Source organism: Paraburkholderia sp. BL25I1N1 (assembly GCF_003002025.1).
In the GTDB taxonomy this organism is placed as follows: Bacteria; Pseudomonadota; Gammaproteobacteria; order Burkholderiales; family Burkholderiaceae; genus Paraburkholderia.
In genome coordinates this window covers 30,726-56,594 of the sequence record NZ_PVZB01000022.1, presented here as the reverse complement: position 1 = coordinate 56,594, position 25,869 = coordinate 30,726, and the positions used below count along the sequence as shown (strand labels likewise).

The 25,869-nt window shown below is 65.4% G+C and carries 19 protein-coding genes and 1 pseudogene; 9 read left to right on the top strand and 11 right to left on the bottom strand.

Annotated features, from left to right (window positions below; translation table 11 throughout):
• Nucleotides 1-59: 59 nt before the first annotated feature.
• Nucleotides 60-962, bottom strand: coding sequence for a LysR family transcriptional regulator (locus tag B0G73_RS28775; RefSeq protein ID WP_106284563.1), 903 nt, complete (start codon nucleotides 960-962; stop codon nucleotides 60-62).
• Nucleotides 963-1,371: 409 nt separating this feature from the next.
• On the opposite strand from B0G73_RS28775, the pseudogene B0G73_RS28770 reads away from it, so the two are divergent.
• Nucleotides 1,372-1,767, top strand: a pseudogene (locus B0G73_RS28770) (transposase); the annotation flags it as partial.
• Nucleotides 1,768-2,055: 288 nt separating this feature from the next.
• Nucleotides 2,056-2,310 carry a hypothetical protein gene (locus B0G73_RS28765; RefSeq protein WP_106284562.1) on the top strand — a complete coding sequence of 85 codons (255 nt, stop codon included), beginning with the start codon at nucleotides 2,056-2,058 and terminating at the stop codon, nucleotides 2,308-2,310.
• A gap of 315 nt (nucleotides 2,311-2,625) precedes the next feature.
• Here B0G73_RS28765 and B0G73_RS28760 read toward each other — a convergent pair whose 3' ends face one another.
• On the bottom strand, nucleotides 2,626-2,949 hold the full coding sequence (locus tag B0G73_RS28760) for a hypothetical protein (RefSeq protein ID WP_091794922.1): 324 nt from the start codon (nucleotides 2,947-2,949) through the stop codon (nucleotides 2,626-2,628).
• A gap of 266 nt (nucleotides 2,950-3,215) precedes the next feature.
• Between B0G73_RS28760 and B0G73_RS28755 the strand changes: the two genes are divergently transcribed.
• The 3 genes from B0G73_RS28755 to B0G73_RS28745 all read left to right on the top strand — a co-directional run bounded on the left by B0G73_RS28755 (nucleotide 3,216) and on the right by B0G73_RS28745 (nucleotide 4,936).
• Nucleotides 3,216-3,935: a YdcF family protein gene (locus tag B0G73_RS28755; RefSeq protein WP_374957040.1), complete on the top strand. Its 720-nt coding sequence runs from the start codon at nucleotides 3,216-3,218 to the stop codon at nucleotides 3,933-3,935.
• 248 nt (nucleotides 3,936-4,183) lie between these two features.
• Entirely contained in the window at nucleotides 4,184-4,423 is a 240-nt protein-coding gene (locus B0G73_RS28750) for a hypothetical protein (protein WP_106284560.1), read from the top strand.
• 255 nt (nucleotides 4,424-4,678) lie between these two features.
• Complete coding sequence (locus B0G73_RS28745) at nucleotides 4,679-4,936, top strand: hypothetical protein (RefSeq protein WP_007182306.1); 258 nt, start codon at nucleotides 4,679-4,681, stop codon at nucleotides 4,934-4,936.
• An 86-nt stretch (nucleotides 4,937-5,022) separates the two neighbouring features.
• On the opposite strand, the gene B0G73_RS28740 is transcribed toward B0G73_RS28745, so the two are convergent.
• Nucleotides 5,023-5,313: a putative quinol monooxygenase gene (locus B0G73_RS28740; protein ID WP_106284559.1), complete on the bottom strand. Its 291-nt coding sequence runs from the start codon at nucleotides 5,311-5,313 to the stop codon at nucleotides 5,023-5,025.
• 515 nt (nucleotides 5,314-5,828) lie between these two features.
• On the opposite strand from B0G73_RS28740, the gene B0G73_RS28735 reads away from it, so the two are divergent.
• Entirely contained in the window at nucleotides 5,829-7,163 is a 1,335-nt protein-coding gene (locus tag B0G73_RS28735) for an EAL domain-containing protein (protein WP_258193664.1), read from the top strand.
• Here B0G73_RS28735 and arfB read toward each other — a convergent pair.
• Nucleotides 7,160-7,564 (bottom strand): alternative ribosome rescue aminoacyl-tRNA hydrolase ArfB, encoded by a 405-nt coding sequence (gene arfB, locus B0G73_RS28730; protein WP_012432640.1) that lies wholly within the window; start codon nucleotides 7,562-7,564, stop codon nucleotides 7,160-7,162. The genes B0G73_RS28735 and arfB overlap by 4 nt on opposite strands.
• 153 nt (nucleotides 7,565-7,717) lie before the next feature.
• On the opposite strand from arfB, the gene B0G73_RS28725 reads away from it, so the two are divergent.
• Nucleotides 7,718-8,359: a VC0807 family protein gene (locus B0G73_RS28725; RefSeq protein ID WP_106284557.1), complete on the top strand. Its 642-nt coding sequence runs from the start codon at nucleotides 7,718-7,720 to the stop codon at nucleotides 8,357-8,359.
• A gap of 153 nt (nucleotides 8,360-8,512) precedes the next feature.
• On the opposite strand, the gene B0G73_RS28720 is transcribed toward B0G73_RS28725, so the two are convergent.
• From B0G73_RS28720 to recC, 3 genes are read right to left on the bottom strand one after another with little or no spacing between them, the layout of a single operon-like run.
• Nucleotides 8,513-10,600 (bottom strand): AAA family ATPase, encoded by a 2,088-nt coding sequence (locus B0G73_RS28720; protein ID WP_106284556.1) that lies wholly within the window; start codon nucleotides 10,598-10,600, stop codon nucleotides 8,513-8,515.
• The gene (gene recB / locus B0G73_RS28715) at nucleotides 10,597-14,289 is read right to left on the bottom strand and encodes an exodeoxyribonuclease V subunit beta (RefSeq protein ID WP_106284555.1); all 3,693 of its coding nucleotides are present in this window, start codon (nucleotides 14,287-14,289) and stop codon (nucleotides 10,597-10,599) included. The genes B0G73_RS28720 and recB overlap by 4 nt, the downstream gene beginning before the upstream one ends.
• Nucleotides 14,286-17,660: an exodeoxyribonuclease V subunit gamma gene (gene recC, locus B0G73_RS28710; RefSeq protein WP_106284554.1), complete on the bottom strand. Its 3,375-nt coding sequence runs from the start codon at nucleotides 17,658-17,660 to the stop codon at nucleotides 14,286-14,288. The genes recB and recC overlap by 4 nt, the downstream gene beginning before the upstream one ends.
• 225 nt (nucleotides 17,661-17,885) lie before the next feature.
• On the opposite strand from recC, the gene B0G73_RS28705 reads away from it, so the two are divergent.
• On the top strand, nucleotides 17,886-20,465 hold the full coding sequence (locus B0G73_RS28705) for an FUSC family membrane protein (RefSeq protein WP_106284553.1): 2,580 nt from the start codon (nucleotides 17,886-17,888) through the stop codon (nucleotides 20,463-20,465).
• Nucleotides 20,466-20,491: 26 nt separating this feature from the next.
• Here the strand turns inward: B0G73_RS28705 and B0G73_RS28700 are convergent, their stop codons facing one another.
• Both B0G73_RS28700 and B0G73_RS28695 read right to left on the bottom strand, forming a co-directional pair.
• Nucleotides 20,492-20,701 carry a hypothetical protein gene (locus tag B0G73_RS28700; protein WP_106284552.1) on the bottom strand — a complete coding sequence of 70 codons (210 nt, stop codon included), beginning with the start codon at nucleotides 20,699-20,701 and terminating at the stop codon, nucleotides 20,492-20,494.
• 199 nt (nucleotides 20,702-20,900) lie between these two features.
• Complete coding sequence (locus B0G73_RS28695) at nucleotides 20,901-21,368, bottom strand: Lrp/AsnC family transcriptional regulator (RefSeq protein ID WP_181196667.1); 468 nt, start codon at nucleotides 21,366-21,368, stop codon at nucleotides 20,901-20,903.
• 243 nt (nucleotides 21,369-21,611) lie between these two features.
• Here B0G73_RS28695 and B0G73_RS28690 point away from each other — a divergent pair, with 243 nt between their 5' ends.
• Entirely contained in the window at nucleotides 21,612-22,181 is a 570-nt protein-coding gene (locus tag B0G73_RS28690) for a cysteine dioxygenase family protein (protein WP_106284550.1), read from the top strand.
• A gap of 198 nt (nucleotides 22,182-22,379) precedes the next feature.
• Here B0G73_RS28690 and B0G73_RS28685 read toward each other — a convergent pair whose 3' ends face one another.
• Both B0G73_RS28685 and B0G73_RS28680 read right to left on the bottom strand, forming a co-directional pair.
• Nucleotides 22,380-25,010 (bottom strand): mechanosensitive ion channel family protein, encoded by a 2,631-nt coding sequence (locus B0G73_RS28685; RefSeq protein ID WP_106284549.1) that lies wholly within the window; start codon nucleotides 25,008-25,010, stop codon nucleotides 22,380-22,382.
• A gap of 190 nt (nucleotides 25,011-25,200) precedes the next feature.
• Nucleotides 25,201-25,848, bottom strand: coding sequence for an NAD(P)-dependent oxidoreductase (locus B0G73_RS28680; RefSeq protein WP_106284548.1), 648 nt, complete (start codon nucleotides 25,846-25,848; stop codon nucleotides 25,201-25,203).
• Between the last annotated feature and the right edge of the window lie 21 nt (nucleotides 25,849-25,869).

Below are 25,869 nucleotides of genomic sequence, written 5' to 3'. Positions count from 1 at the left end.
TTTAAGCGGCCGCGGATTCGCCACTCCCTGGAACATCGCGCACCTTCGACCACCACAAACTAGTTCAAGTCCTCCGCCCTCCCCGGCAACTGGCGAATCAGTCCCCACACCGCCTCCGCCGCCGGCGACAGGGAGCGGTCGCGCCGCCGCACCAGCTCGACCGTACGCTCCGCGCGCGGCTCGAGCGGCCGGGCTACCAGCGCCGCGCCCGCCGGTAGCGGCAAGGCCAGCCAAGGCAGCACGCTCACGCCGACGCCCGCCTCGACCAGCCCAAAAACGGTCGCGGAATGCCCCAGCTCCTGCACCACCGTGGCGCTCACGCCATATTCCTGCATCGCGGCGTCGATGATCGGCCGGCTGCCCGATGCGTAATCGAGCATTACGAGCTGCTGGCCGTCCAGGTCAGTCCACGCCACCTGCTCCTGCGCCGCTAATGGATGATCGTCGCGCGAGACGACGCAGAACGAATCCGTCATCAGCGATTCGCTTAGCAGGTCGTCGGCGGAAAACGGGCCGATGATCACGCCGAAGTCCACCTCGCCCGACTTGACCTTGCGCACCACGTCGCTCTGCACGTCGTCGCGCAAGCCGAGCGCGATATAGGGGAATTGCTGCCCGAACGAGGCCACCACGCGCGGCATGAGCCGACATGCCACCGTCGGGCTGGCGGCCACCACCACGCGTCCGCGGCGCTGTTCACCGATTTCGCGGATCTCGCGAAGTGCGTCGTCAAGGTCGGTCAGCAGACGCGACACGCTCGACACCAGGTTGCCGCCGACATCCGTGAGTTGCACCTCCCGGGTAGTGCGGTCGATCAGCTTGAGACCGATCTCGCTCTCCAGTTCCCGCACGCAGCGGCTGACTGCTGACTGCGTCAGGCCGATTTCATCGCCGGCGCGGCTGAAGCTCTGCAAACGGGCAACCTCGATGAAAACCCTTAGCTGACGCAGCGTGACATTCATTTACCGACCTCATCAATTGCATCATTTGATGCGCATTGTAAGGCCAAAGACAGCACCCCAGATCCTTTTCGCAGTTTCGCTGCAATGCAGCAATAAGGCGCAAACGCACGCTGGTCGGGCCTGATTGCACAAGATTGGTGATTGTCCCGATTTGCGAGATGGGTTTTTTGGATTCTTATACGCCCCTAGCTAGCGCCCGCGCTGGCCCGCTGTCACAGGGCTTTCAGGCGGTTGGACTCAACTTGGCACACTTCCTGCGTTTAGATGCACACAAGGGTCGGCGCCATGATTCTGACTGCATAGCAGACCGTGGCAAGCCCGACCCTCCTTGGCACTCGCCTATCGAGTGCATGGAGAGTGCGCGGCGCGGGGCAGCGCACCGGAGTTAGCTTCGCTGAGGTGAAACATGATGCTGTTCGACGATTTGAGAGACAACGAGTGGGCGCTGGTCGAGGCGTTGTTCTGTGCGGAGCCCGCACGGAGCGAACGGCGCGGTCGGCCACGCGTGGAAGCGCGCGCGGTTGTCAACGCCGTGCTGTGGGTGCTGTCGACGGGCGAAGGCTGGTCCAAACTGCCGGGCCGCTATCCGTCGCCGCCGACTTGCCGCCGCCGTTTCGACGAGTGGCAAGCCGATGGTACGCTCGCCGAAATAGTTAAGCGACTCGGCACGAGCGGCCGTGAAATTTCGCTGCGCGGCCGGATTGGCGCGACCGCCGCGAAACCGCCGGCACCGCCGAGCCGTGATCGCCTGCGCGGCGCATTCTGGACCAATCCGGAATCGTGGCGCGCGCCGGTCAAGATGGCCTGACGCATACTGTTTCCCCCGGGCGCCTGCGGGCGCCCGGCATGTATCAAACCCAGGTCGACGCGTCTTCATGCGCGCCCTGCCTGATATGGGCACCGCTCCCGGCGCGCCCACCACAGTCGTCCCTTCCCGCCGCACCCAGCCTGCGCGCTGCTCCAGACGTGTGAAGCAGCGCCGTCGTTGCGGGTGAAACATCCATTTACTATTACTTACAGCGTGCTTTCGTGACTGGGCATACCTTATATGTATGCAAACAGGCCTTGTTGATCGGCTTGACGGGAGCTCAGCATGAAACCAATGTCACTGCTTCTGTGCGGCATTGTCGTTTCATCAATGGCCGCACCGGCGCTCGCTCAAGAGCGCCAACAGGCCTGGAACTGGAGGCCGGATCGTCCGGCTACCATCGAAGCCTGGCAGCAAAGCGATACACGCGCTCGCGACTTCACACCGCCGGCGCCGCGTGGGGATTTGCGCGGCGATATCGCCAGCAATGTGCGTACGCGGCCGGAGCCGCCTCGGCCGGATGCGACGCGCCGGCGTTAGGCGGAGCCGGACGTGAGCCGCGGCCGTGCGCCGTGCCGGCGAAGTTCCGCAGCGCATATTGAGTAATTGGGGGAACCACCGCGCGTCGTACCAGTCTGATTTAACGCCATTAGCACAGCGTGGCAGTAGTAATTCCGGTACGCCCGTATCCTCGCGATACGGGCTTTTTTTTGCGCTGTCCTTGCGCAAATCGCACGGCCTGCGGGCACGCAAGACACACGGCGCAACGCAAGCGCAATGAAGCGAAGACCGAGCAATGGGGACGCCGCCAGCCGCTCGAAGCGGCCGGGAAACGACGCCTGCCGCCCGCCGGACCTAAGGCCGGACTTCGAGCGCGGCGGTAGGCCGCGTGTCGGCGGTGGCGACGACGTAGTCGTTCATGCGCTGCGCTGTCCAGCTGAGCAGACGTTCGTCATGGGCGAGCCGTGCAAACTCGGCTCTGCCGCGCTCCGTGAGCACGGCGATATCGACAGGTGCGTGAAAGCCCGGAGCCGGCGCGACAGTGCGCTGCCGAACGGTGTCCATCAAGCCTAGTGCGCGAAGATATTGGAAAACACCCGGCCTTCTAGCCCATGGGACCTGGCGATATTGCGCCCGCCGCAGCGCTTCAAGTACCGCTTCGTTGGAATACGTGGTCATCTCACTTCTTTCTTAAAGTGCAGCTATGACACATTTATGCCCAACACGTCACCGCGCCACCAGTGACGCGCGTAGCACCCGCCCTTGGCTGGAAGCTGACTGCAACGTGTGCAGTCGAATTCCGCCAGGTGCTGCCTGGTCTCGTTTTCGGACCCCCCGTCTGAACGGCATGTTAGCGTTCTGTCCACGAGCCGACGATGCAACCGCTGCGGCGCGATAGCAAGCCCGTGGATTTGTCCCGAAAGACATACGTTACCCCATTTAAATTGATTCTATTCACTTTATTAGCGCTTTTTTTTGCAGCAATCGTGCTATGGAAGGGCGCCCGCCGCCCTCTCGCCATCTGCATGGTCGCCTTCTTCTGGCTGCTCGCCTCAGGCTGGCTCACCGCGCTCTTGCTGCGCTTGGCGCAGCCGCACTGGCGGACGGAGACGCCGCCCACGTTCGCGCCGCGCACCGCGATCATCATGCTGGGCGGCGGCACGATCTACGGCGACGACCACGTCCTCATGCCTCCACGCGACGTGCTGGCGCGCATTGCGGCGAGCGCCGAGTACTACGCCGCCTGCAAACGCGCGGCGGATACGTGCCATGTGATCGTGAGCGGCGGCAATCCGCAGCGGCATCGCGCGACCGAAGCCGACACGTATCTGCCTTACCTGCTGCGCCGGCAAGTGCCGCGCGCCGACATCGTGCTGGAAAACAGCAGCCGCACGACCTACGAAAATGCACGCAACGTCTCCAGCATTCTGCAGGGCTCGCGTTACGATTCGCTGATCCTTATCACCTCGGCCTATCAGATGCCGCGCGCCCTGCTCGACTTCCACCGCTTCGGCCTCGCGCCGCAGCCGATGATTTCGAACGCGATCGGCGCAAGTCTTGGTGTACTCCCGCGATATGACAATCTGGCGTGTGCGGAGGTCGCGTTGCACGAATTGATTGGCATCGCGCAATTTCACGTCTATCGCGCGATTGGCTGGTTCTGAAATTCGAGTCGCATGACAAAACGATTATTTAGAGATGCCAACCATGTGCTTGAGTGGTGATACGTCGTCATGACCTCCCGCGCCAGTCAACACGCATCGCAATTGGCACCCGAACGTAACCAGATGTAACGAATTGTCATTGGAGTTACAAAACCCTCTGTTGGAGCGGATATTGCTGGCTAGAATGCATTGTCTTTCCGTTTGGACAGGCAAGTACTCAGGTCCACAACCACTCTGCGGAGGTAGCAATGAAGAAAGTGTCCCTGGCGATCCTGGTTTCCCTCAGCGCCGTAACGGGCGCGGCCTATGCGCAGGACAACGGCGTCATGATGAGCACCGATCCGGCCAAGGCCGCCGACGTCGAGCAGCGTGCGCAAGATTTGCAAAACCGTCAGCAAGCAATGGACAGCGCACCGGCCATGCCGATGAAGCACCACAAGGGAAGCATGCATCACAAGAAAGCGCCCAAGGCCGACGCCGGCTCGTAAGCATAGCCACCCAACTCACCCGCGGCCCCGCCGCGAGCGAGCAAAAGCCGAAGCCGGCGCCGCCGGCTTCGGCTTTTTGTTGTTTAATGGGTTGGCGAAAGACTCGCCAGACGCGGAGCAGCGCGGCGCGCCGAGCCGGCCCGCGCCGGCGGCTCGAGCCTTGCGGCGCCCGGCGGGCGGTGTGCTAAAGTCGCGCACCGACCGGCGCCTGGCCGGAATCCCCTAACCCGTGCGCACCTTGGTGCGGAGGACAGCATGAGCAACATTCAGCTTGATATCGAATGGACTGAAGCAGCATCTCGCAAAATCGAAAAACTGATGCCGCGCGGCGGTCAGGAAGCGTTTCTGGCGCTGCCGCCCGTCGAATGCCTGCCGATGGAAGGCGATGTGCTGTTTCTCGGCCCGGACGGCAAGCAGCAGCCGTTCATCGTCGCGGAACGCCAGTATCACCATGACGGCGACGCAGACTGGACCATCATCCTGATTCTCGACGTTCCGCAAGCCACGCATTAACAGCACAAACAGCACAAACGGCGAACGCCGTGCCGGGCCGCTCGTGCCCGGCAGCGCGCTCGTCGTTGTGCGATTCGCCTGAAGGTTCAGGCGATTTTCGACACGACGCGAATCTCCGCGCGTTCCACCCAGTCTGCCACCGCTTTCCTGTACGCCTCGATGTGTGCCGATTTCGCATGCACCGCGAGCGCTTCCTGGCTTTCCCAACGCTCGACAAACACGAACCGGCGCGGCTCCTGCAGGTCGCGGTGCAGATCGTACTGAAGCGCTCCCTGCTCGTTGCGCGTCGGTCCGACCAGCCCTTCGAGCGCCTGCCGCAGTTGCTCTTCATAGCCCGGCTTCGCCACCGAGATTGCGACCACCGCGATTTCCGACATGCCTGACCTCCTTTTCACGAAAAGCAGCAGCATACCGGGCGCTCGTCAAAGCTGCAGGCGGCCTGCGCGCAAATGAGCGGCGCGCGTGTTCAGGCATCGCCTGCACCGACTCATAACCGGTTCAAGCATCCTTCCGTCTGAGTACCGTCCTTGCCTGGAGTTTGGCGGGTGTCCGCTTGCCGCCCTGTTACGCTCGGTTTCATACAGGCGATTGATTGCGCGAGGCGCAACCGGATTTGCGCGGCGAACGCGCGCAAAACTCACGCCGGACGGCCGCTCGGCGTGGAGATCGGCATCACCGCAGATATGACCCTGCGTCTGTGATTACCCGCACATTCACGCGAATTGCAAACTGATAGACTGGTTTTGACTAATTCGCCGGAGTCCAGCATGGCTGGCATCGCTCTCCGCGTTCCCGGGCTGTATTCGAGCTGCCCCGCGCACGCGTGGGCCGTGCATCCGTTGCGCGTCGCATTGCCTGGCGCGTCCCGTCACCCGTTTGCCGCGATGTCGCCATGTCCGCTCTCTTACCCGCCTTTATGCCATCCGTCAGCGAACTGACCCTGAGCGGCCTGCTCCCGCATCTGGTCCGGGACGAGTCCGGCTGGACCGCGACGTGGCGCGCGCTGACTTTACATAGCGTGTTCCAGCCGGTGCTGTCGGTCACGCACCAGCGCGTGGTGGGCTATGAGGGCTTGCTGCGTGCCTTCGATCCGGTCGGTTTGCCGGTCTCGCCCGACGTGCTGTTTTCCGGCACCCGCTCGGCCGCGGACGCCCGCGAACTCGACCGCATCGCGCGCTGTCTGCATGTGGCGAATTTCATGGAGCAAGGCATCAGCACCGGCTGGCTGTTTTTGAACACGCGCCCGCAGGTGTTCGAAACCGGCTGGCCGCAACGCGCGTTCATCGACGAACTGTCGTCGCATTTCGGTCTGCCGCAGGAACGCATTGTGATCGAAGTGCTTGAGCAGCCCGCCGACGACGAATCAGCTGTCGCCAGCATGCTCGCCGCGTCGCAGCCGCGCGATTTCCTGATCGCGATCGACGACTTCGGCACTGGCTTCTCGAATTTCGACCGCGTGTGGCGCTTCCGCCCGGACATCGTCAAACTCGACCGTTCACTGGTCGCGCGCGCCGGCAGGCGCGAAGGCGACGACTCGATGATCGGCCATCTGGTCTCGATGCTGCATCAGTCCGGCACGCTGGTGCTGGCCGAAGGCGTCGAAACCGATGAAGAGCTGATGATCCTGATGGAGGCCGATGTCGATTTCGTGCAGGGTTTCTGGCTCGGCCAGCCGAAGAGTTCCGTGAAGGCGGCCTGCGCCAAGGTGCCGGCGGTGATCGAATCGATGTGGAGCAAGTTCGCGGAGTACGAACGCAAGCATGCCGGCCACCAGCGGCTCGGTTTTGAAGGGTTCGCAGAAGCCGTGCTGAGCGCCGCCGAGACCTACAAGGCCACCGGCGATCTGCGCCAGGCGGCGCAAAAGGTCTGGCATTTGCGCGAGGCACGCCGCGTATTCATCACCAACGGGCTGGGCGAGCAAACCCTGCCTTCGGTGACGGCCGCTTCGGTGCCGCCGCCTCCGCTACGGCTCGCACCGCTCTACACCGATACGCGCAGCAACTGGTCGCGGCGTGCCTACTTCAAACACGCGCTCGCCGCGCCGGGGCGCGTCGCGATGATGGGCCCGCACTATTCGCTCGCCGACGGTCAGGACTGCTACACCGCGGCCCTCGCCTTCGAGCATGGCGGCCCGCATGTGTTGTGCGTCGATTTCGTGCCGACCGCCACGACCGCCGTGGCGCGCCCTTCGGGACCCGGTCCTTCGGGACGCGGCAGCAAGCGCTAGTCGTCGACGCGGCCGCGGCCGGATTTGATCTCACTGCGTTTGGCTTTGCCGTCGAGGCGCCGCAGGTTCGACGCGCGCGTCGGCCGGGTTGCGACGCGCGGCTTGCGCGTCACGCTGACGCTTTCAATCAGTTCATCGAGCCGCGCCAGCGCCGCCGCCCGGTTCATCTCCTGCGTCCGATGCTCCTGCGCCTTGATGATCACCACGCCGTCGCGCGTGAGCCGGTGATCGGACAGCGCGAGCAGGCGCATTTTCAACACTTCCGGCAACGACGATGCCTGCACATCGAAGCGCAGGTGAATGGCGCTCGACACCTTGTTGACGTTCTGACCACCCGCTCCTTGCGCGCGCACCGCGGTCAGTTCGATTTCGTTCGGCGGGATCGGATAGCGGGATGTCATGACACGAGCTTGAATCGGAAAACATGAGTGTACACAGCGCGCGACCGATCACCGACTACGGACTATCGAGCGCGCCCGCCGATGCGAAAAACTATTTGCGTCGACGCGGGCAGTTCATCGATACTGCATTTTTCGCTTACAGCGTAAATTCACATGAAGTTCCGCCCAGGGTTTGTGCTGGAACTGGCTGTCAACTTTCTGTTGCCGTGGCTCGCCTACCGGCTTGCGCTGCTGCATCTGGGCGAGACCGGCGCGTTGATCGCGTCAGCCGTGCCGCCGATCGTGTGGAGCCTGATCGAACTCGCGCGATTTCGGCGCGTGGACGCGCTCAGCGTGATCGTGTTGGCCGGCATCGTACTCTCGGTCGCGGCCATGGCGCTCGGTGGCAGTCCGCGCATGCTGCTGTTGCGCGAGTCGCTGGTATCCGGCGCGATCGGCGTGGTGTTTCTGCTCTCGTTGCCGATGCGCCGCCCGCTGATCTTTTATCTCGCGCGCGCCACCGTCGCGCGCGAAATGGAAGGCGGCGCGGCGCGCTTCGAGGCCCTGTGGCAGGAGCGGCCGGCTCTCGTCAGCGCGATGCGCTTGATGACGCTGGTGTGGGGCGTCGGCCTGACCGGCGAGACGGCGTTGCGTGCGTGGATGGCGCTCACGTGGCCGATCGAGCGCTTCCTCGTGGTATCGCCGTTTATCGGCTACGCCATTTATGGCGGCCTCGCGTTGTGGACGTTCTGGTATCGGAAGACCATGCCTGGCCGGGTCGAGGCGCGTGTGCAGTCGGGTGGCGCGGCTGGTTGAACGGGTTCGGCGCGAAATGGGCGCTTGGACCGTGGCGCCAATCTACCTTCTGCCGTTCTGCCGTTCTGCCGTTCTGCCGTTCTGCCGTTCTGCCGTTCTGCAGCCTAACCCGCGCGACCAGCTCGCGAAGCAGCCTCCCGCTGTCCGAATCCGCTATTCAACCCCACGCCACACCTCCGCGATCCGCGCCGCCAGCCCCGAGTCGCGCTGTGTCGGTGTCGCAATCGCCTGCGCCAGCACGGCGCGCGCGCCGATCACTTCGACCCGTTCACGCGCGCGGGTGATCGCCGTGTACACCAGTTCGCGCGACAAAACCCGGCTAAATACCGACGGCAGCATCAGCACCGCGTGCTCGAACTCGGAGCCCTGCGATTTGTGAACCGTGAGCGCGAACGCTGTGTCGTGCGGCGGCAGCGCCGCCGGCGATACCGCTCGCAAGCCGCCGTCGCCCGTTCGGAAATACACGCGCAACGCGCCGTTCGCGCCCGGCAACGCAATACCGATGTCGCCGTTGAAGAGACCGAGCGCGTAATCGTTGCGCGTCACCATGACGGGGCGGCCGGCGAACCACTGCGCGCCCACTGCCAGCGTCACGCCCACCGCGCGCCGCACCTGCGCCGCCATCGCCGCATTCACCTGATCGACGCCGCGCGGTCCGGAACGGGTCGCGCACAAAATGCGAAAACGGTTCAACGCGTCGAACAGTGGCAATGGGTCGGGCGTTTCGGCTGCCAGCGCTGTGGCAAGCGCGTCGACGTACGGCGCGAAACCTGTGGCGAGCCGTGCGACGGTGCGCTCGGCAAGCGTCGCGTGCGTGTCTTCGTAAAGCGCCGCAGCGCACGTTTCTGTCGGATCGGTGCGCAGGACATCGAGCGCGGCGCTCGCCGAGCCATTGCGAATCGCGAGCGACAGACGGCCGATGGGCGATTCCAGGCCGAACCGATAGTTGCGCTCGAGCCAGACGACACAATCGGCGAGCGGGTTCTGCATGGGCGACGCGGCCGCCGTGTGCGAAGGTGGTGGCGCGACGCTTTCGAAAAGGTCGCCAACCGGCAGTTCGTCGAAAGCACCAGGCGAGTCCGTGTGTGCAAACAGATCGTCGTCGGCTGCATCAGGCTGCGCGAAAAAATCCGCGGGCCCCTCGCCGAAGCCCCGCGATGCGCCGGGCAATGCCTGCGCGAGTTGCGTTTCGTCGATGCCGAGCGCGTCGGCGATGCGCCGCAAACCACCTTGCGTGAAAGCCGGGCGCGCGCTGAGTTCGGCGAACACCGCGCCGGCTTCGACGGCGGCGAGCTGGTCCTTGTCGCCGAGCATCACGAGACGAGTCTGCGGGCCGATGGCGTCGAGCAGATGTGCGGCCATGGCGACGTCGATCATCGACGCCTCGTCGATCACGACGACGTCGTAAGGCAGCGGATTGTCCCGATGATGCCGGAAGCGTCCTCCCGGCCCGGAGCCGAGCAAACGGTGCAACGTGTACGACGTCTGCGGCAAACGCGCGGCGAGTTCAGGCGGCAAATCGCCGGCGCGCGCGAGCAACGCCTCCTGCATGCGCTGCGCGGCTTTGCCGGTGGGGGCCGCGAGTGCGACGCGCAGATCCGCGCGTGCATCGAGCAGGCAGGCGAGCACGCCGACCACGGTCGTGGTCTTGCCGGTGCCCGGTCCACCGCTGACAATGGTGAGTTGCCCGGACAGCGCCATGACCGCCGCGACGCGTTGCCAGTCGACCTGGTCGTCCTTCGGCGGACCGAAGTAGCGCAGGAGACGCTGGTGGAGTGTCCCGGCATCGGCCAATCGCCCGACACGCTCTCCCGCCCGCGCATGCGCCACCAACGCGCGCGCAAGCCGCCGCTCGTAGTCGTAGTAGCGAGCCAGATACAGCCGCCCTTGCCCATCGACCACCAGCGGCCGCAACGCCGCCGAGCTTTGCGAACCATCGCTCGCCATGCCGCTGGCGAACAGCGCGGCGCGCACTTCCGCGCTCGACGCCTCGAAGCGTCGCGCCAGCACCGCGAGCGGCACGCATACGTGGCCTTCGGCCGTCGCGCGGCTCGCGGCGAACGCGCTCCGCGCCGCCCACTTGACCGCCTCGGCCGGCGCGCCGCCACGCCGCGCCAGCGCACCGATGCGGCGCGCGAAACCTTCGGCGAGCGCAATACTGAAATCCGCCGGCGCGGGCAGACTCACGCCGATGTCGTCGAGCTCGGGGGGCGCCGATGCGCTCTGTTCGAACGTGCTCATTGAGCACCTCCGATCATGGCCGCATCGAGCAGCGCGACCAGCTCGAATGCGGGACGCCGCATATGCACGCCTGCTGGACCATCGGCATCGCGCCAATGCGGGCGCACGCCGCGCACGAACAGATATAGATAGCCGCCGATATGCGTGTCGTACGAATAATCGCGCACCCGCGTTCTCAGATAACGATGCAGCGCAACCGTATAAAGCAGCGCCTGCAGGTGATACGCGTGGCTCGCCATGGCCGCTTCGAGCGGAGCCGCGGCGTAGTCGGCGGCGGTGTCGCCCAGATGGTTCGACTTCCAGTCGACGATCCAGAAACGCCCGTCGTACTCGACGATCATGTCGATAAATCCTTTGACAAACCCACGCAACACGCCGGGTTCCAGCGCGACGTCGGGATAGCCATGTTCGATCAACAGTTCGCGCAACGCAGGGAAGTCCAGCGACGGCGCGGCGAACAGAAACTCGAGCTCGTTCAGGCGCCGGCGCGGGTTCAGCTTGGCGAGCGTCATGCCGGGCTGCAGTTCGGTGGTGACCACGTCCCTGAGCAGGTTGTGCATCATCGCCGGCAAGCGTGCGGCGAGTTCGGGCACAGCCGGCGCCGGACGCTCGCGCAACGCGCCGCGAATGGCATCGGTCCACGTATGCGGCGCGGTGAAATCAGCGAGTTCGAACATGCGGTGCAGACAGTCGCCCGCAGCGGCGCCGCGCGGAAACGCGAGGATGTCGTCCTCGGCGTAGGCCGGAACCTGAGGCGTGGGCGCGGGCGCGACAACGAGCGCATCGGCAATCTCGTCGTGATCGGGACGCACCTCTTCCACCGGCGCGTGCATCTCTTCGCTCTTACTGCCGGCGGCGATCAGCCCGCTAAAACTCGCCATGCGCCACTGATCGCGCAACGGCCTGCGATTGGCCCGCGCCTGCATGCGCGCGCTGCGGTCCTGGAGGCTTTCGAGCGGCACGCGGCGCGCCGGCCTCGGCAGTGCAGCGAGCGCGATCGGGCCGCCAGCCAGGGCCTGCCAGCGCGCCGACAATGCGGCTTCGTCGGGCGGCTCGGCGAGCCAGTCGCCGAACTCATGACCCTCGCCGGCCACGAGCCAGTTCAACACGCTGCGGCGCGACTCCTTGGTGGAGCGCGAGGACTGGTACGTGCCGGCCACCAGATAGCAGCGGTAGACCGCGCGCGTCAACGCCACATAGACGAGCCGCGCCCGTTCCGCCGCCTGTTCGCGCACTGCGTAGCGCGATGCGTGCTCCGCTTCTTCGTCGTTGCAACCGTAGTGCAGCACCGCGTCGCCCATGTCGTCGTGATACTCGCGCGCATCCGGCAAACCGGACGACGGCGGCTCGCGCAGCCCGCCGTCGTTCAGGAACGGGCAGAACACCACCGCGTATTCGAGCCCTTTGGATTTATGGACCGTGACGATCTGCACGAGGTTGCGATCGGACTCAAGACGCAACTGCGCGTCTTCGCCGCCGCCCTGCGTGCGCTGCGCGGCGAGCCAGCGCAAGGTCGGCGCGATGCCGGGCTGCGTTGCGGCGCGCGCCTGAACCAGTTCGGCCAGATGGTTCACGTTCGTCAGACGACGTTCGCCATCCGCCGCGGCAACCAGCCGTTGCGCGACGCGCAGCTCACGCATCAGCGTGCGCCACATCACCGCGAAACCGCGCTCGTGCCACAGCGTGCGATAGCGCAAGAAACGCTCGACCCAGCCCATCGCGTCGGCGGCGTGCGCGGGATCGTCGGCGACCGATGGCGCGTCGGCGACCTGCTCGAGTCGCCACAAAGCGGCGGCGTCGAGACCCAGCCAGTCGGTGGCGAGCGCGGCGCGCAGACGGCGCAGATCGCCTGGCGTATCGACGGCGGCCAGCACACGCTCGATCTGCTCGGCGTCGAGCGTCGCGAACACCGACGCCTGCGCCAGTTCCACGCTGCCGACACCCCACGCGGCCAGCACGCGTTTGATCAGACTGCCCTGCTTGTGCGTCTGCACCAGCACCGCGATGTTGCCGGGCGCGAGCGGCTCATCGCCGATCGTCACCGCGCCTTCGCGCGCGCCGCGCAACAAGCGCACGATTTCGGCGGCGCACGCTTCGCTCGCTTCGCGCTGGGCCTCGCGTTTGGTCAACGCGGCGTCGCCTTGCGGCAAGGTCCAGATACGGAAGTCGCCGGCGCTCGCGTCCGGATCGGTGAACGGCGGCCTGCGCCGTTCGCCCGCGCGCACCGGCTGATAGTCGAGACCTTCCAGCACGAACGCTTGGTGGTTGGCTTCAAAAAGCCGGTTGCACGCCTCGACGATGGGCGCGGTCGAGCGTTGGTTCACAGCCAGCGTGTAGCACGCGGATGCCGCCTCACGCGCCGCCAGATAGGTATGCAGATCCGCCGCGCGAAAACTGTAGATCGCCTGCTTCGGATCGCCCACCAGAAACAGCGGGCCGGCCGGCGCGAAGATCCGGCTGAAGATCGCGAACTGCAGCGGATCGGTGTCCTGAAACTCGTCGATCAGCGCGGCGGGATAACGCGTGCGCAACGCATCGGCCAGCCACGGATGCGCGGCGAGCGCGCGATACAGGTTGGACAGCAGGTCGTCGAACGACACCACGCGACGCGTGCGCTTGCGCGCCACCAGTTCGGCGGGCGCGTAGCCGAGCCAGGTCTGCACGAGCGAGAGCCAGCGCGCGCGTTGCGCGGCTTCGGCCGCGACCACGGCCGCCGCCAGCGCTTCGGCATGCTCGAAGAACGCATGTTCGGGCGGCTCGAACTTGACCTTGGTGGCCTTCTTCAACGCCGAGGCCGTCAGCTTCAACGCGGCCTTCGGCGGCGGCGCATGACAATCGCCCTGCGCGAAGTACTCGGTCCATGCGGCGATCGCGGCGCTCACATGGTCGGGCTTGTGCGATGTCTTGCTCAGACGGTCTTGCGCCTGGGTCAGCAAACTGACGATCGCGTCGCGCTCCGCATGCCAGAGCTCGCAGGCAGCGTCGAAGCCGGCTTGCGGATCGGCACCCGTGCCGCTGGCGTCGACCTTGCCCCAGCGCAATTGCGCCAACGGCTTTTTCAACCGACGCGCGAGTTGTTCGTCGAGTGACGCCGGGCCGGCGCGTTTGGCCACCAGCCAGGCGGCGAACGCAGGATGCGCATGCGCCACCGGTTCCACCTGCTCACGCCAGAAGTCAGCCGCCATTTCGAAGCGCAAGGCCGCGTCGTCGGCTTCCATTTCGAAGGCGAACGGCATGGCGGCGGCGAACGGCGCTTCCTGCAACGCGCGCTGACAGAATGCATGGATGGTGTGGATCGCCGCCTGGTCGAAGGTGCGCAGCGCGCGCCGCACCACTTTCAATGCGTTCTCGCGCGCGAAGCCTCGCTCCGGCGCCAGCGTCGTTTCAAAGAGACGGCGGATGAACGGATCGCCGCCGTCGTCGTCCAGGTCAATGGCGCGGTCCAATTCCGCGAGACGCCCGCGTATGCGCTCGTGCAATTCCGCGGTCGCCGCCTTCGTGAACGTGACGACGAGAATCTGATCCGCATTCAGGTTCTTTTCGAGCAGCAGCCGTACGTACAGCGCGCAAATATTCCAGGTTTTGCCGGTGCCCGCCGACGCCTCGATCTGATTCACGCCGTCGAGCGAACAGGCGAAGACATCGAGTTCTTCGGCGACCAGCGCGTGATGCTTCGTGGCACCGCTCATGATGCGCTCCGCAGATGTTGCAGGAGCGGCTTGAACACGATCGCGGCGAGGCTGCCGAACGGTTCGTCGAGCGTGAGCGGCGTGCCGCGCAAGGCAATGCGCAGGGCGGGGTCGTCGGACTCGCCGCGAACGCGGTCGTTGATCCACACGCCCTGCACCGCGGAATCGCTTTCGCTGACCTTGGCCCATGCGCTCTTCGGGAAGAAGCGCAGTGGCAGCATGCGGCCTGCCTTGAACAACGCGGCGAGCGGCGCCAGTTCGTCGAGCGGTGCGGCGACCGGCACGAGCTCGAAGCTCTCGCCGCTGCCATGCCAAACGGTGCGGCGCGGACCGTTTGGCTGCGCGGCGCAATAGACCAGATGCGCGAGCCATGCCGACAGATAGTCGCGGGCGGTAGGTTTGGCGTAGCGGAAAATCACTTGTCCTGTTTCGGTGAGCAGGTTCAGACTGCCGTGCAGTTCCAGCGGCGTTTCGGCGGCTTGACGAAGCTGCGCGTCATGCGGGCCGAACAGCGCACCGGCCATCCCGGCGCTGTCGGGCCAACGCGGCACGATGTCGAGCATGAATGGCAATCGCTCGACACCCGAAGCCACCTCGCGGCGCACGCTGTCGGCGAGTTGACGCAACGCGCCAAGTTCGCGCGCTCTCCACACCGCGCCGGTCGCACCGCCCGGCAATTCCGGGCTCGCTGCCGCCACGCGGCGCACGCGTTCGAACACGACGTCGTCGTCCGTATCGACGTCGAGCAGCACGGGCAAAAGACGATCCGCCAATGCATCGCGCCCCGCGTAATCCAGGTCGAACGGCTCGGTATCGAGCAATTCGCCTTGTGCCTCCGACAGCACGATACCCAAGCGGTCGCGCAACAACGCGCGCGCAGGATGCCGCCAGAAACGCACGAATTCGTCGAAGGCAATCGGCGCGAGTTCTTCGGGAGGCAACGGTCGATCGAAGAACGGCGCCGCAGCCGGATGTGAAGGCGCGGCCAGCAACGTGGCCAGCTCGGCGCGGTCCGCGTCGTAGCTGAACAGCCCGGATTGCGACGAGAAATAGTCCGACGCGAACGCCTGCAACGGATGGTCGACGATGAACGCATGCCGCGCGCGCTCGACTTCCGCTGGACTCGCGCCCTCGCCCGCCGACGCCTGCGCGAGATGGTCGAGCAATTCGTCGACCAGCGCGGCCGGCGGCAACGGCGCGTTGTCGCGAATGCTGCGGCCCGTATAAGCGATGAAGAGACGATCGCGCGCCGCGAGCAAAAGATCGAGGAACAGATTGCGCTCATCGTCACGCCGTTGACGGTCGCCGGCTTTGCCGAACGCGGCCATCAGATCGAACTCGTCGGCGCGCGCAAGACTCGGCAACACGCCGTCGTCCATGCCGAGCAGGCAGACGACGCGATACGGCAAGCCGCGCAAACTCGTCAACGATGAAAACGTCACGCTGCCCCAAGGCACGCCGCCGCGCGCGGGGTCGTCGAGTGCCTCGGTGAGTGCGCCGCGCACCACCGCGGCAGGTATCGCGACTTCCTGCGCGCCGGCCTGCATCGCGTCGCCCATCTTGTCGATCGCGTCGCGCACGGCGGCGAGCGAATCGGCGAACTCGACGCCGCCGTCGAAACACTGCGCCAGCGTTTCGAGCAGCAGTTGCGTCCATTCGGAGGGCGTGCGCTCGATCGCGCAATTCGCTGCGAAGCTGTCGATGTCGTCCACGAAACGCGACAGGCGGCCGAGCAATTCCGCTTCCGAACCGTCGGCGCCTTCGACTGGCAGCCAGGCATCGACCGGTTCGCCGCCGTCCGGCATCGCGTAGCCGAGATAGAGACGCGTGAGCGCATCCGCGAACGTGTGACGGGCCATCGGCACGTGCTCGCCGGACGGCTCGACCGGCGCGAGCCCGCGACGCGCCCCTGCCGCCGCCAGCCATTCCTGCGCGGCTTCGAGCGAGCTGGCGTCGATTCCGTAACGCACGGCAATCGCGTCGACGCGCAGCCATTCGATCAGATCCGGCGCACCCACGCTGCGCTCGGGCAAGGCCAGCCAATCGAGCAGCAACCGCGCAACCGGATTGGCCTGCGACGGTGGCAAGCCGGTAATCCGATACGGAATGCGGCGCGTGTCGCCGGGCGGCGTGGTGCCGAACACGGCGTCGATCAGAGGACCGGCCGCCGCGAGGTCGGACACGGCAACCAGCACGTCGGACGGCTGGAGGTCGTCGAACTCGTCGAACCAGCCGAGCAGACGATCGTGCAGCACTTCGAGTTGGCGCGACAGGCTGTGGCAGACGTGAACTTCGATGCCGCTCTCGATCGGCAACGCGTCAGCCTCAGTCTCGTCCCGCAGATTGAGAATGCCGTTCTGCACGGCGGCGAGCCAACTCGGCTCCGGGTTCTCGGTGAAATCGCCGGCCTCGCCTGAAGCAGCGCTCTCGGTCAACTCGTGCAGCATGTGCAACTGCGCCTGGGTCTGGCGGCCCCACTCGGCAAGCAGTGGATGGCCGACTTCCTGATAGTCGAGCTGGCCGGCGGCGTCGAGCGCCTCGACGCGCCCTGCGCTGACGACGTCGAACCAGAACTCGCGGCACGGATTCATCACGTACAGCCGCACGTCGATCCAACGCGAGAGCGAGCGCAGCAACGCCACGTGCAACGGCGGCATGGTCGGCAGCGCGAACACGCTGACCGCTTCGGGCCACTGCGCATTCGAAATCGCCTCGAGGTCGAGCGTGCCGATTTCGTCGAGAAAACGATAAGCGGGCGGCAACGCAGCCGCGGGCGTTTGCGCGTTGCCTGAGAGTTCCGTCAGCACAGCGCGCCACAATGCCGCTTGCCAACGCTCGTCCTCGCGCGCCGCTTCACTCGCGCCGACAAGGCGCGGACCGGTGTCGTCAGCCGCGCCGCTTGCGAAGATCGAGCCGCGCTTCTGCCATTGCAGCAGCCATTCCGGGCGATAGGTCAGATAGTGGTCGAGCACGGTCGCCACGCGGCGCGCGAGTTCATAGCGCATCGACGCGTCCGCTGCATCGAGATACGTGCGTAGACGCGGCGACGCATTCCACGGTAGCGCTTCGTCAGCCTCGCCCAACAGCCGGTAGCAACGCCACACGAGCCGGTCCGGCGCGAATGGCGAATGCTTCGGCACCTCGATCACGCCGCCGATCTGCGCCCATAGCCATTGCGCGAGATAACCAAAGTTGACATTCGCGCAGATGCCCTGGCGCGCGGCGATATCCAGTTCGAGCCGGCGCCGCACCGCCGCGCTCGGGACGATCACGGGCTGCGCGGTCCAGGGATCGGCCGGCGCTTGTGCCAGGTCGTCGAGCAGCGCGCCGACAAGGGTTTCGTAGCGATTCGAGTAGAAGAGCTGGAGCATGGATCCTGGGGCTTGCGGGCGGCATGGGCGGAACGCCCCAAGCCGCGACAGACATTGAAGCGACAGCATAACAAACGCATCCCCAGGGCAGAACCTGGCCGAACGGACGAGGTCAGGTCAGCCATAAAATCAGTTAGACTCGACGGCAGTTCGGGGCTGCCCCGGGTCTGCCCGGGTATGCCTCATCAACCGCGGTTTTCTCAGTGAATGGAATCCAGGCAGTCGATGCGTTATTCGGTTGAAATAAAAAAATTCCTCTACAGCCAGTACTTTTATGGCGGCCTGCGCATCGCAGTCGGCGTGTCGTTACCGGCGGTTCTGTGTCTGATCGTGTTTCACGATCGCGAGCTCGGCTTCACGATCGCGACCGGCGCGCTCGGCGCGTGCGTGGTGGATATGCCGGGGCCGCTCAAGTACAAGCACAACGAGATGCTGGCGTGCACGGTGATCGGCTTCCTGTCCGCGCTGGCCACCGGGCTCGCCACGGTGAACGCGGTGGCGCTGTGGTGCACGGTCGTGCCGCTCACCTTCCTGCTGTCCCTGATCGTCGTGTACGGCAACCGCTGGCCTCAGATCAGCTTCGCCACGCTGTTCATGATGATCATGACGCTGGAAGAGCACTTCACGCCCATGCAGGCGCTCGTCAACGCTTCGTGGATCCTGGTGGGCGGCCTCTGGTACACCTATTGGTCGACCTTCGTGAGCCGCTGGATGATGCATCGCATCGAACAGCAGGCGCTGGCCGAAAGCGTGTTCGCGTGCGCCGACTATCTGCTCGCGCGCGCCGAGTTCTACGACCTCGATAACGATCTCGACGAGTGCTATCGCAACCTCGTCGACAAGCAGATCACCGCGGTGGAGCGCCAGGACGCCGCGCGCGACATCGTGCTGCGCAATCTGCCCAGATTCAAGAGCGGCAAGCTCGAACCACGCCGCGCCATGCTGTTCAATCTGTTCATCAACACGGTCGATCTTCACGAGCTATTCGTGGGCGCACATACCGATTACCCGCTGGTGCGCACCACCTTCGGCGGCTCGGATCTGCTGGTGTTCTACCGCGATCTGATTCGCAAGGCGGCTGCCGATCTGGAAGAGATCGGCCTCGCGGTGCTGCAGAACCAGGCGCCGCGTGGGCGCGTGAACGTGAAGGCGGAATTGCGCGCCATCGAGTTCGAAATCGAGCTGATGCGCAAGCAGGATCTGCCGGCAAAAAATCACGAGGCTTATTCGGCGATCTCGTCGACTTTCCGGCGCGTCTGGAGCGCCACGCGTCTGATCGACAAGATGCGCAAAAGTCTCTCCAGCGAGCCCAGCACGAGCGAGACCGAACTGCGGCTCGATCAGGCGCTCACGCGTTTCGTATCCAGCCGGCGCGTGCCGTTCGGGCAGATCTTCTCGAATCTGACCATGGCCTCGCCGAGCTTCCGCCACGCGTTGCGCGTGACGATTGCCGTCGCCGTGGGCTTCTGGCTCGGGCGGCTGCTGCCGCTCACCAATGCCTACTGGATCGTGATGACCACCGTCATCATTCTGAAGCCCGGCTATTCGCTGACCAAACAGCGCAACGGACAGCGGATTGTCGGCACGCTGATCGGCTGCGCGGCGAGTATCGCGCTGATGATCTTCGTCAAGGAACCGCACATCCTGCTGGTGGTGATGTTCGCGTCGATGGTGATGAGCTACAGCCTGTTGCTGTTCAATTACACGGCGAGCGTGGTGTTCACCTCGTCATATGTGCTGCTCATGTTCCATCTGCTCGCGCCGGGCAGCATGCGCATCATCGGCGAGCGCGCGATCGACACCGTGGTGGGCTGCGCGATCGCGATCGCCGCGAGCCACCTATTCCCGTACTGGGAATATCGCTTGATGGGCAAGCTGGTCAACAACATGATCAACGCGACGCGGCAGTATCTGGAAGCGAGCTGGTGGTGGAGCGGCAAGCCGGCCGCCGCGGTGGTCGCTACCGTGACCGAAGCCGGGGCGCGCGCGCCGGCAGCGGCGATGGCCGATCCGGCGATCGACTTCGGCAAGCCGGTGTTGGCGGCGGCCGGTGGCGGGGCACGCGGCGGCGGCAGCGTTGCAAACGGTCACGCCAGCGCTGGTGCGGGCGGCAGCGCGAATGCCGGCGCTAACGGTGTCGCTAACGGTGTCGCTAACGGTGTTGCTAATGCGGCGGCGACAGCGTCCATTGGCGCAACGGCAAAACCAATTGCCGACTCCGGCGCCAGTGCAGGCACGACCACGGTCAGCAACCCGACCGCGAAGCCCGTCTCCGGCGCCTCCGCGGCCGCTGCCGCGGCGGCGACTGCGCTCGATCGCGACTACCGCTACCGGCTCGCCCGCAAGAACGTTCACGTGGCGTTCGCCAATCTGGGCCAGGCCTTTCAGCGCATGATGCTCGAACCGAAGTCCGCGCAGAAGTTCGTGCCGGAGTTGAACGGCCTGCTGGTGCGCAGCCACGTGCTCGCCTCGCAGATCACCGCGGCCGCGCCACTGCTGCGCACTTCGGCGCAACAGCAGGTCGACGGCGTCTCGCTGCAACCGCTGCAGCGCGCGCTGAGCGTCGTGCGCGACAATCTCACCGAGGCTGAAACCGGCACCGCGCCGGCCGCCGATCAAAACGAGCAGATCAAACTGCTGGGCCGCGAACTCGACGCGATGGTGGTCGAAACGGAGAAATCACCGGACTATTCGGCGGATGCCGTGCATGACATGAAATTGCTTGCGCATCAGTGCAAGCAGATGCTGGCGGCGGCGGCGCAGATTCGCAAGGATGCGAGCGTGATTCGTCTGCCCGACGAGTGAAGAATGGCGTCGACGTGCGCGTCGCCCTATTGAGCAACGCCGCTTGCCGGCTTGGCGGCAGTCGCCGCTGCGGCCGCACCCGACGAAATCGACGGCGCCTCTGCATTCTGGCGGTCGAAGTCGTGCTTTTCCTTGATGGCGTTATAGAAGAGCGTGGCGATCACCAGCAACACCGCGACCACGATGAACACAGAAATACCAAAGGTCGGGTTCTTCTTGCGTGGCGGTTTGTTCATGAGGCTGGCTCGGTTCGCGAAGCAGTCGCGGATGGTGTCTGGGAAGGCGGCATTCTACGCCCACTGAGCTTGCACACAGCTTGCAGCGGGCGGGCTCAATGGCATGCGCATGTCAGCTTGCCGGGAAGCCTTGACCGTCGCCGCGCGCTCGTACGATTCGCTGTCTGAAAAGCAGCAAACGGCGCACCCACTGCCCCACCTACCTCACCATGGCCGGTCTCACCGGCAACGCCGTCGAATACTTGATCTGCTCCATCGCAAAACTCGAACTCACGTCGTACAGCGGCACTGCGGCGATCAGTTGCTTGTACACACGGTCATAGTCGTCGATATCGGACACCACCACGCGCAGCAGGTAATCGGTTTCGCCGCTCATCCGGTACACCTCCACCACTTCCGGAATCTCCTGCACCGCATGCGTGAAGGTTCGCGCCCACTCCTCGGTGTGCTGATTGGTGCGCACCGCGACGAACACCGTCGTGCCCACGCCGAGTTTGCGCGCGTCGCACAGCGCGACCTGCGCGCGGATCACGCCCGCCTCTTTCAGACGCTGCAGCCGCTTCCAGCACGGCGTTTGCGACAGATTCACGCGTTGCGCCAGTTCGGCGATCGGCATGGTCGCGTCCGCTTGCAGCAACTCCAGCAGCTTCCGGTCGATGATATCCATTCCCGTCATGACATCCCCATAGGAAATTATTCTACTTTTCAGATTCCAGAGGGAATTATATGGAAACTCTTTCTCCAGGCAAACCGGTATAAATATCCCTATCCGAAAACAACCGATGAGCAGCCCAGCCGCTGCCTGATCATCATGAGTCAAGACCTTCGCTCCGCATCCTTCGAATGCCTCCCAGCCCAACGCTTGCTACCCGCCAACGCGGCTCAGGCGGCCTCGTGCGAGCAGGTGGACATGTTGTTGCGCGCCGTGCGCAACGCGCCGCTCGCGCGCCTCTGCGACACCCTGGATGCGATATTCGACGCCTGTGCTCATTTGCCCGAACCTTCAGATTCGACCTTTTTCGCGCGCAGCATGCGCATCGCGCTCGCCGAGGCGGCGGCGAACCCGGAATTGCTCACGGCGGCACAACGCGAAGGCGCGGTCGAGAAATACCGGCGTCATCTGCTGGCTGCCGATCCGCACGGCCGTTACGCGATCGCCGCGCTGGTGTGGCTGCCGCAACAGGCGAGCCCCGTGCATGCGCACCACACGTGGTGCGGCTACGCCGTGGTGGACGGCACGCTGAGCGAAACAGTATTCGAATGGAACGGCGCGCAGCATTGCGCGAGCGCCACGCGCACACAAGCGCGCAAAACGGGCGCGGTCTCGTTTGTGCGCGGTGGGCGCGGCGGGATTCATCAGTTGGGTAATCGCAGCGAAGCGCCGGCCGTTTCGCTGCATATTTACGGCGTCGCGGGCGCGCAGATCGCGACACACGTCAATGACATCGTGCGTACGGCGGACGTGCCGGCGCTGGCCTGAATCGGCACGCGGCACGGGCGCCCCCGACCCTTGTGATACGCAAAACGGGTACGCGTGCCGTGCCTGCTGAAACTCACGTACAGCGTGAGCCGCGCGGCCTCGTCGCAAGCCGGACATGCAAAAGTAGCGTGTGACCTCGGCGCGCTCGCATGGGCTCGACGCGGGCACGAAAGACCAACTTCCCGCTCCCGGCAGCTATCAACTCTTCCCGCCCGCCTCGCCTGCCGTCGGAATCTGCGGCGGAATCGGCGCAGTTTGCCCGGTCGGCGGCGGTGCCGGACGCGGTTCGTGCGACACATCGCGTGCGACGGCGAGCGGCGCATGCACCGCCCGCGCCGCCGACGCCGCGCCAGCCTGCGCATGCTCATGCTCATGCGGATGCGCGAATCCGGACACTTCATCGTCCTGCAAAGGCTGCCCTTCGCTATCTTTCGACGACGTGTACACACGCATCTGCGGCACCGGAATCTCGATGCCCGCTTCGTCCATCTTGCGCTTCAGACGCAGATTGAAGGCGCGCGCCACGCTCCACTGCTGCAACGGCCGCGTCTTGATCTGCCCTTTCACGACCATCCAGTTCGGATCGAAACGGTCCAGCCCCCACACCTCGATCGGCCCAAGCATCTCGCGCCGGTAACGGAAGTCGGCCATCAGATCGGCGCCGACTTCGCGAATCAGTTGCGTGATCTGATCGACGTCGGTGGTGAACGACATGCGCACTTCGAACACGGCATACGCGAAGTCGCGCGAGAGGTTCTTGACGATCTTGATCTGCGAGAACGGGATCGCGTGAATGGCGCCCTGACCGTCGCGCAGCCGCACGGTGCGGATCGACAGATGCTCGACCGTGCCCGCATGGCCGCCGTCCACGTCGATCCAGTCGCCCACCGAAATCGTATCCTCGATGATGATGAACAGCCCCGTGATCAGGTCGGTCACGAGCGACTGCGCGCCGAAGCCGATCGCGAGGCCGATCACGCCGGCGCCCGCCAGCAGCGGCGTGACATTGATGCCGAGATTCGCCGCCGTCACGATGCCGGCGATCGTCATGATCGAGACCAGCAGCACGTTGCGCACCAGCGGCAGCATCGTGCGGGCGCGCATGCTCGGCGCACGCGCCTTGTTGCGCGGCCCAGCGGGATTGAGCGCCTCGGTGATCGCCGTGTCGACCAGAATCCACAACAGCCAGGCGATGAACACGGTGGCGACGATCGCCGTCACCGCATGCGCGATCCCGCGCGCGGCCACGTTTTCCTCGACCACCGCGGCGAGCGACACGCCCCACAAACGCGCGGCGAGCTCGAAGAAGAACAACCAGATGAAGAGCGTCAGCAGCGTGCCGAAAAAGCGCAGCAAGCGTGTCAGATAGGGCGAGCGGCGACGCGCGCGCGCACTGCGCGGACGCGTCAGACGCAGCACGATGGCCGACAGGAAAAACGCCAGCACCAGCAGGGCCGCGGTTACCACCGAAATCTGCAGCACGTTCTCGCTGGAGCCCGAACCGCCGAGCGTCGCCACCACCGAAGCGGTGGCCAGCACCAGCACGGGCACGTGCCAGAGCGCGGCGAGCACCTCGAAGGCGTCGGTCGCGGCCTTGTGATTGGTGCGCTGCTCATAAGGCCGGTTGCGGATCAGATGCGCGACCGGCCGGCGAAACGCGAGCGCGAAATAGCCCGTCAGCACAGCGGCCGTCATGTTGGCCGCCGTCGAAATCAAGGCGGCGAGGTTCGAGCCGAGTTGATGCGCGACGTCGTAATTGACGGCGGCGTCGCCTAGCGCGCCGCACACGCCGACCACGAACAGCACGCGCCGCGCATGATCGATCAGCAGGCGCACGGCGATCCGCCGGTGCCCCGAGCCGAACAGTGAAAACATGATCAGACAGATCGCCGAAAACACCGCGCCCGCGACGATCGCATACGCGACCACCATGCCGAGCGTACGGCCGAGCGCGTCGGGCATGGCGCGCACGAACAGCAGCGCGGCCACGAAGGCGATGATCCAGGGGCCGACGCGGCGCAGCGCGAAGATCAGCAATTCGCGCGTGGTGGGATTCGGCTGCAATCCCATGACAATCCCGAAGCGCCGGTACAGGCGATGCTGCACATAGATCAGCGCGCCGGCGCAGACGCCCCAGCCGGCCAGCATTGCCGCCATCGAAAACAGAATCCGGCCGAAGCTCTCGTGCCCCTGCCCGGAGACGATCGTGTAGAGCTCATTGCCCGCCGCGTTGAAGCGGCCGCCCCAATAGCGGACCGGCGTACGGCCTTGATGCACGTCCGATTCGAACGACGCGATGCCCGACGCGATCGCGCCGAGCAGGCCGGCGCTCGGCTGCGCAGGCGCGGGCGGCGCGACGTTTTGGGAGACGTCGCGCAATTTTTTGAGCTGGGTGACGAGCGCGGTGCGCTGGCGGTCGTTGTCGAGCGTGGAGATCACGCTGTCGAGCGAGCGCGCCAATTCCGCCTGGCTGGCCGGCGACGGCGCGGACGCCTCCTCCGCGGCCGATGCGCCTGAAGCGGAGGACGCGGGGGTCGCCGAGACCGTCGCGCTGTTGATCAGGCTCTGCAAGGCCGGGATGACGGGCGTGCCGGTGGCGGCGCCCGCGGCAAACGCGTTCGCGGGAAGCCAGCCGACGGCACTCAGGATCAGCGCGACAAAAACTGCGGCCGCCCATGCGCCGAACCGTGCGGCGAGTGGCGGGCGCGCGCCACGGCGGGCGTCGCATGCGCTACGGTCAGAAGAAAAATGAAAGGCGGCGTGGGTCGCCGGCTGCCCGCCGTTGGACGGCGCAGCCTCGGACTCACGCCGCGACGGGCATGACTGCATGGCAATCCGTAAGAAAACGGGAGACGCCAGTGTATCCGCACTTTTATCGGGAGCGACCGAACTTGCGTAACCGAATGTTAGGACGCTTGCGCGGGCTCAAGCGTTGTGAGGACCGCGCGCGAGTCCTGACGTCGCGTTGGCGTCGGCGTCGGCGGTGCCCGCGCGCGGCCCGTTCAGCCTCGTTTCCGGCTCAATAAGCGACCGTTGCGACCTGACGGATGAAACGGCCCTGCTCCAGTTCATCGACGAAAGCAACGGCGTAGTCTTCTGCGGAAATGCGGCTATTGCCCTCGGCATCGGCCAGCAACGTGTTCGCGCCCGTGCGGAATTTGCCCGTGCGCTCGCCCGGCGCGATGATCGCGGCCGGCGCGAAGAAGGTCCAGTCGAGGTCGGTCGCGCTGCGGTAGTCGTCGAGTACCTTCCGATGCTCGAGCGCGATGGCCTTGTAGGCGTCAGGAAAGCCTTCCGAATCGACCAGTTGCTTGCCCGGCGCCACTTCGAGCGAACCCGCGCCGCCCACCACGACGAGGCGCTTCAGGCCCGCCGCGCGCACGCCTTCGATAAGCGCGCGAGTCGCTTTGCCGAGCGCCGCGAGATCGTCTTGCGGCGGCGCATAGGCGCTCGCCACCACGTCGTGGCCGCGCACCGCCGCGCCGACGCTCGCGGCATCGAGCAGATCCGCTTGCGCCGCTTTCAGATTCGCCACGTCGGTCGGCACGCGCGCCGGATTGCGCGCCAGGGCCGTCACCTGATGCCCGCGGCGGGCTGCTTTGGCGGCGATCCGCGAACCAATCATGCCGGTGGCGCCGAACAATGCGATCTTCAACTGTTTGCTCATTTTCACTGCTCCTGTCGTTAG

Bases quoted from the DNA above. Each gene is read 5' to 3' on its own strand.
- B0G73_RS28685 (WP_106284549.1), bottom strand. From the start codon at position 25,010: ATGCAGTCATGCCCGTCGCGGCGTGAGTCCGAGGCTGCGCCGTCCAAC.
- B0G73_RS28765 (WP_106284562.1), top strand. From the start codon at position 2,056: ATGAAACCAATGTCACTGCTTCTGTGCGGCATTGTCGTTTCATCAATG.
- recC (WP_106284554.1), bottom strand. From the start codon at position 17,660: ATGCTCCAGCTCTTCTACTCGAATCGCTACGAAACCCTTGTCGGCGCG.
- B0G73_RS28705 (WP_106284553.1), top strand. From the start codon at position 17,886: ATGCGTTATTCGGTTGAAATAAAAAAATTCCTCTACAGCCAGTACTTT.
- B0G73_RS28750 (WP_106284560.1), top strand. From the start codon at position 4,184: ATGAAGAAAGTGTCCCTGGCGATCCTGGTTTCCCTCAGCGCCGTAACG.
- B0G73_RS28735 (WP_258193664.1), top strand. From the start codon at position 5,829: ATGTCCGCTCTCTTACCCGCCTTTATGCCATCCGTCAGCGAACTGACC.
- B0G73_RS28720 (WP_106284556.1), bottom strand. From the start codon at position 10,600: ATGAGCACGTTCGAACAGAGCGCATCGGCGCCCCCCGAGCTCGACGAC.
- recB (WP_106284555.1), bottom strand. From the start codon at position 14,289: ATGAGCGGTGCCACGAAGCATCACGCGCTGGTCGCCGAAGAACTCGAT.
- B0G73_RS28745 (WP_007182306.1), top strand. From the start codon at position 4,679: ATGAGCAACATTCAGCTTGATATCGAATGGACTGAAGCAGCATCTCGC.
- B0G73_RS28760 (WP_091794922.1), bottom strand. From the start codon at position 2,949: ATGACCACGTATTCCAACGAAGCGGTACTTGAAGCGCTGCGGCGGGCG.
- B0G73_RS28740 (WP_106284559.1), bottom strand. From the start codon at position 5,313: ATGTCGGAAATCGCGGTGGTCGCAATCTCGGTGGCGAAGCCGGGCTAT.
- B0G73_RS28775 (WP_106284563.1), bottom strand. From the start codon at position 962: ATGAATGTCACGCTGCGTCAGCTAAGGGTTTTCATCGAGGTTGCCCGT.
- B0G73_RS28725 (WP_106284557.1), top strand. From the start codon at position 7,718: ATGAAGTTCCGCCCAGGGTTTGTGCTGGAACTGGCTGTCAACTTTCTG.
- B0G73_RS28695 (WP_181196667.1), bottom strand. From the start codon at position 21,368: ATGGATATCATCGACCGGAAGCTGCTGGAGTTGCTGCAAGCGGACGCG.
- B0G73_RS28680 (WP_106284548.1), bottom strand. From the start codon at position 25,848: ATGAGCAAACAGTTGAAGATCGCATTGTTCGGCGCCACCGGCATGATT.
- B0G73_RS28690 (WP_106284550.1), top strand. From the start codon at position 21,612: ATGTTGTTGCGCGCCGTGCGCAACGCGCCGCTCGCGCGCCTCTGCGAC.
- B0G73_RS28700 (WP_106284552.1), bottom strand. From the start codon at position 20,701: ATGAACAAACCGCCACGCAAGAAGAACCCGACCTTTGGTATTTCTGTG.
- arfB (WP_012432640.1), bottom strand. From the start codon at position 7,564: ATGACATCCCGCTATCCGATCCCGCCGAACGAAATCGAACTGACCGCG.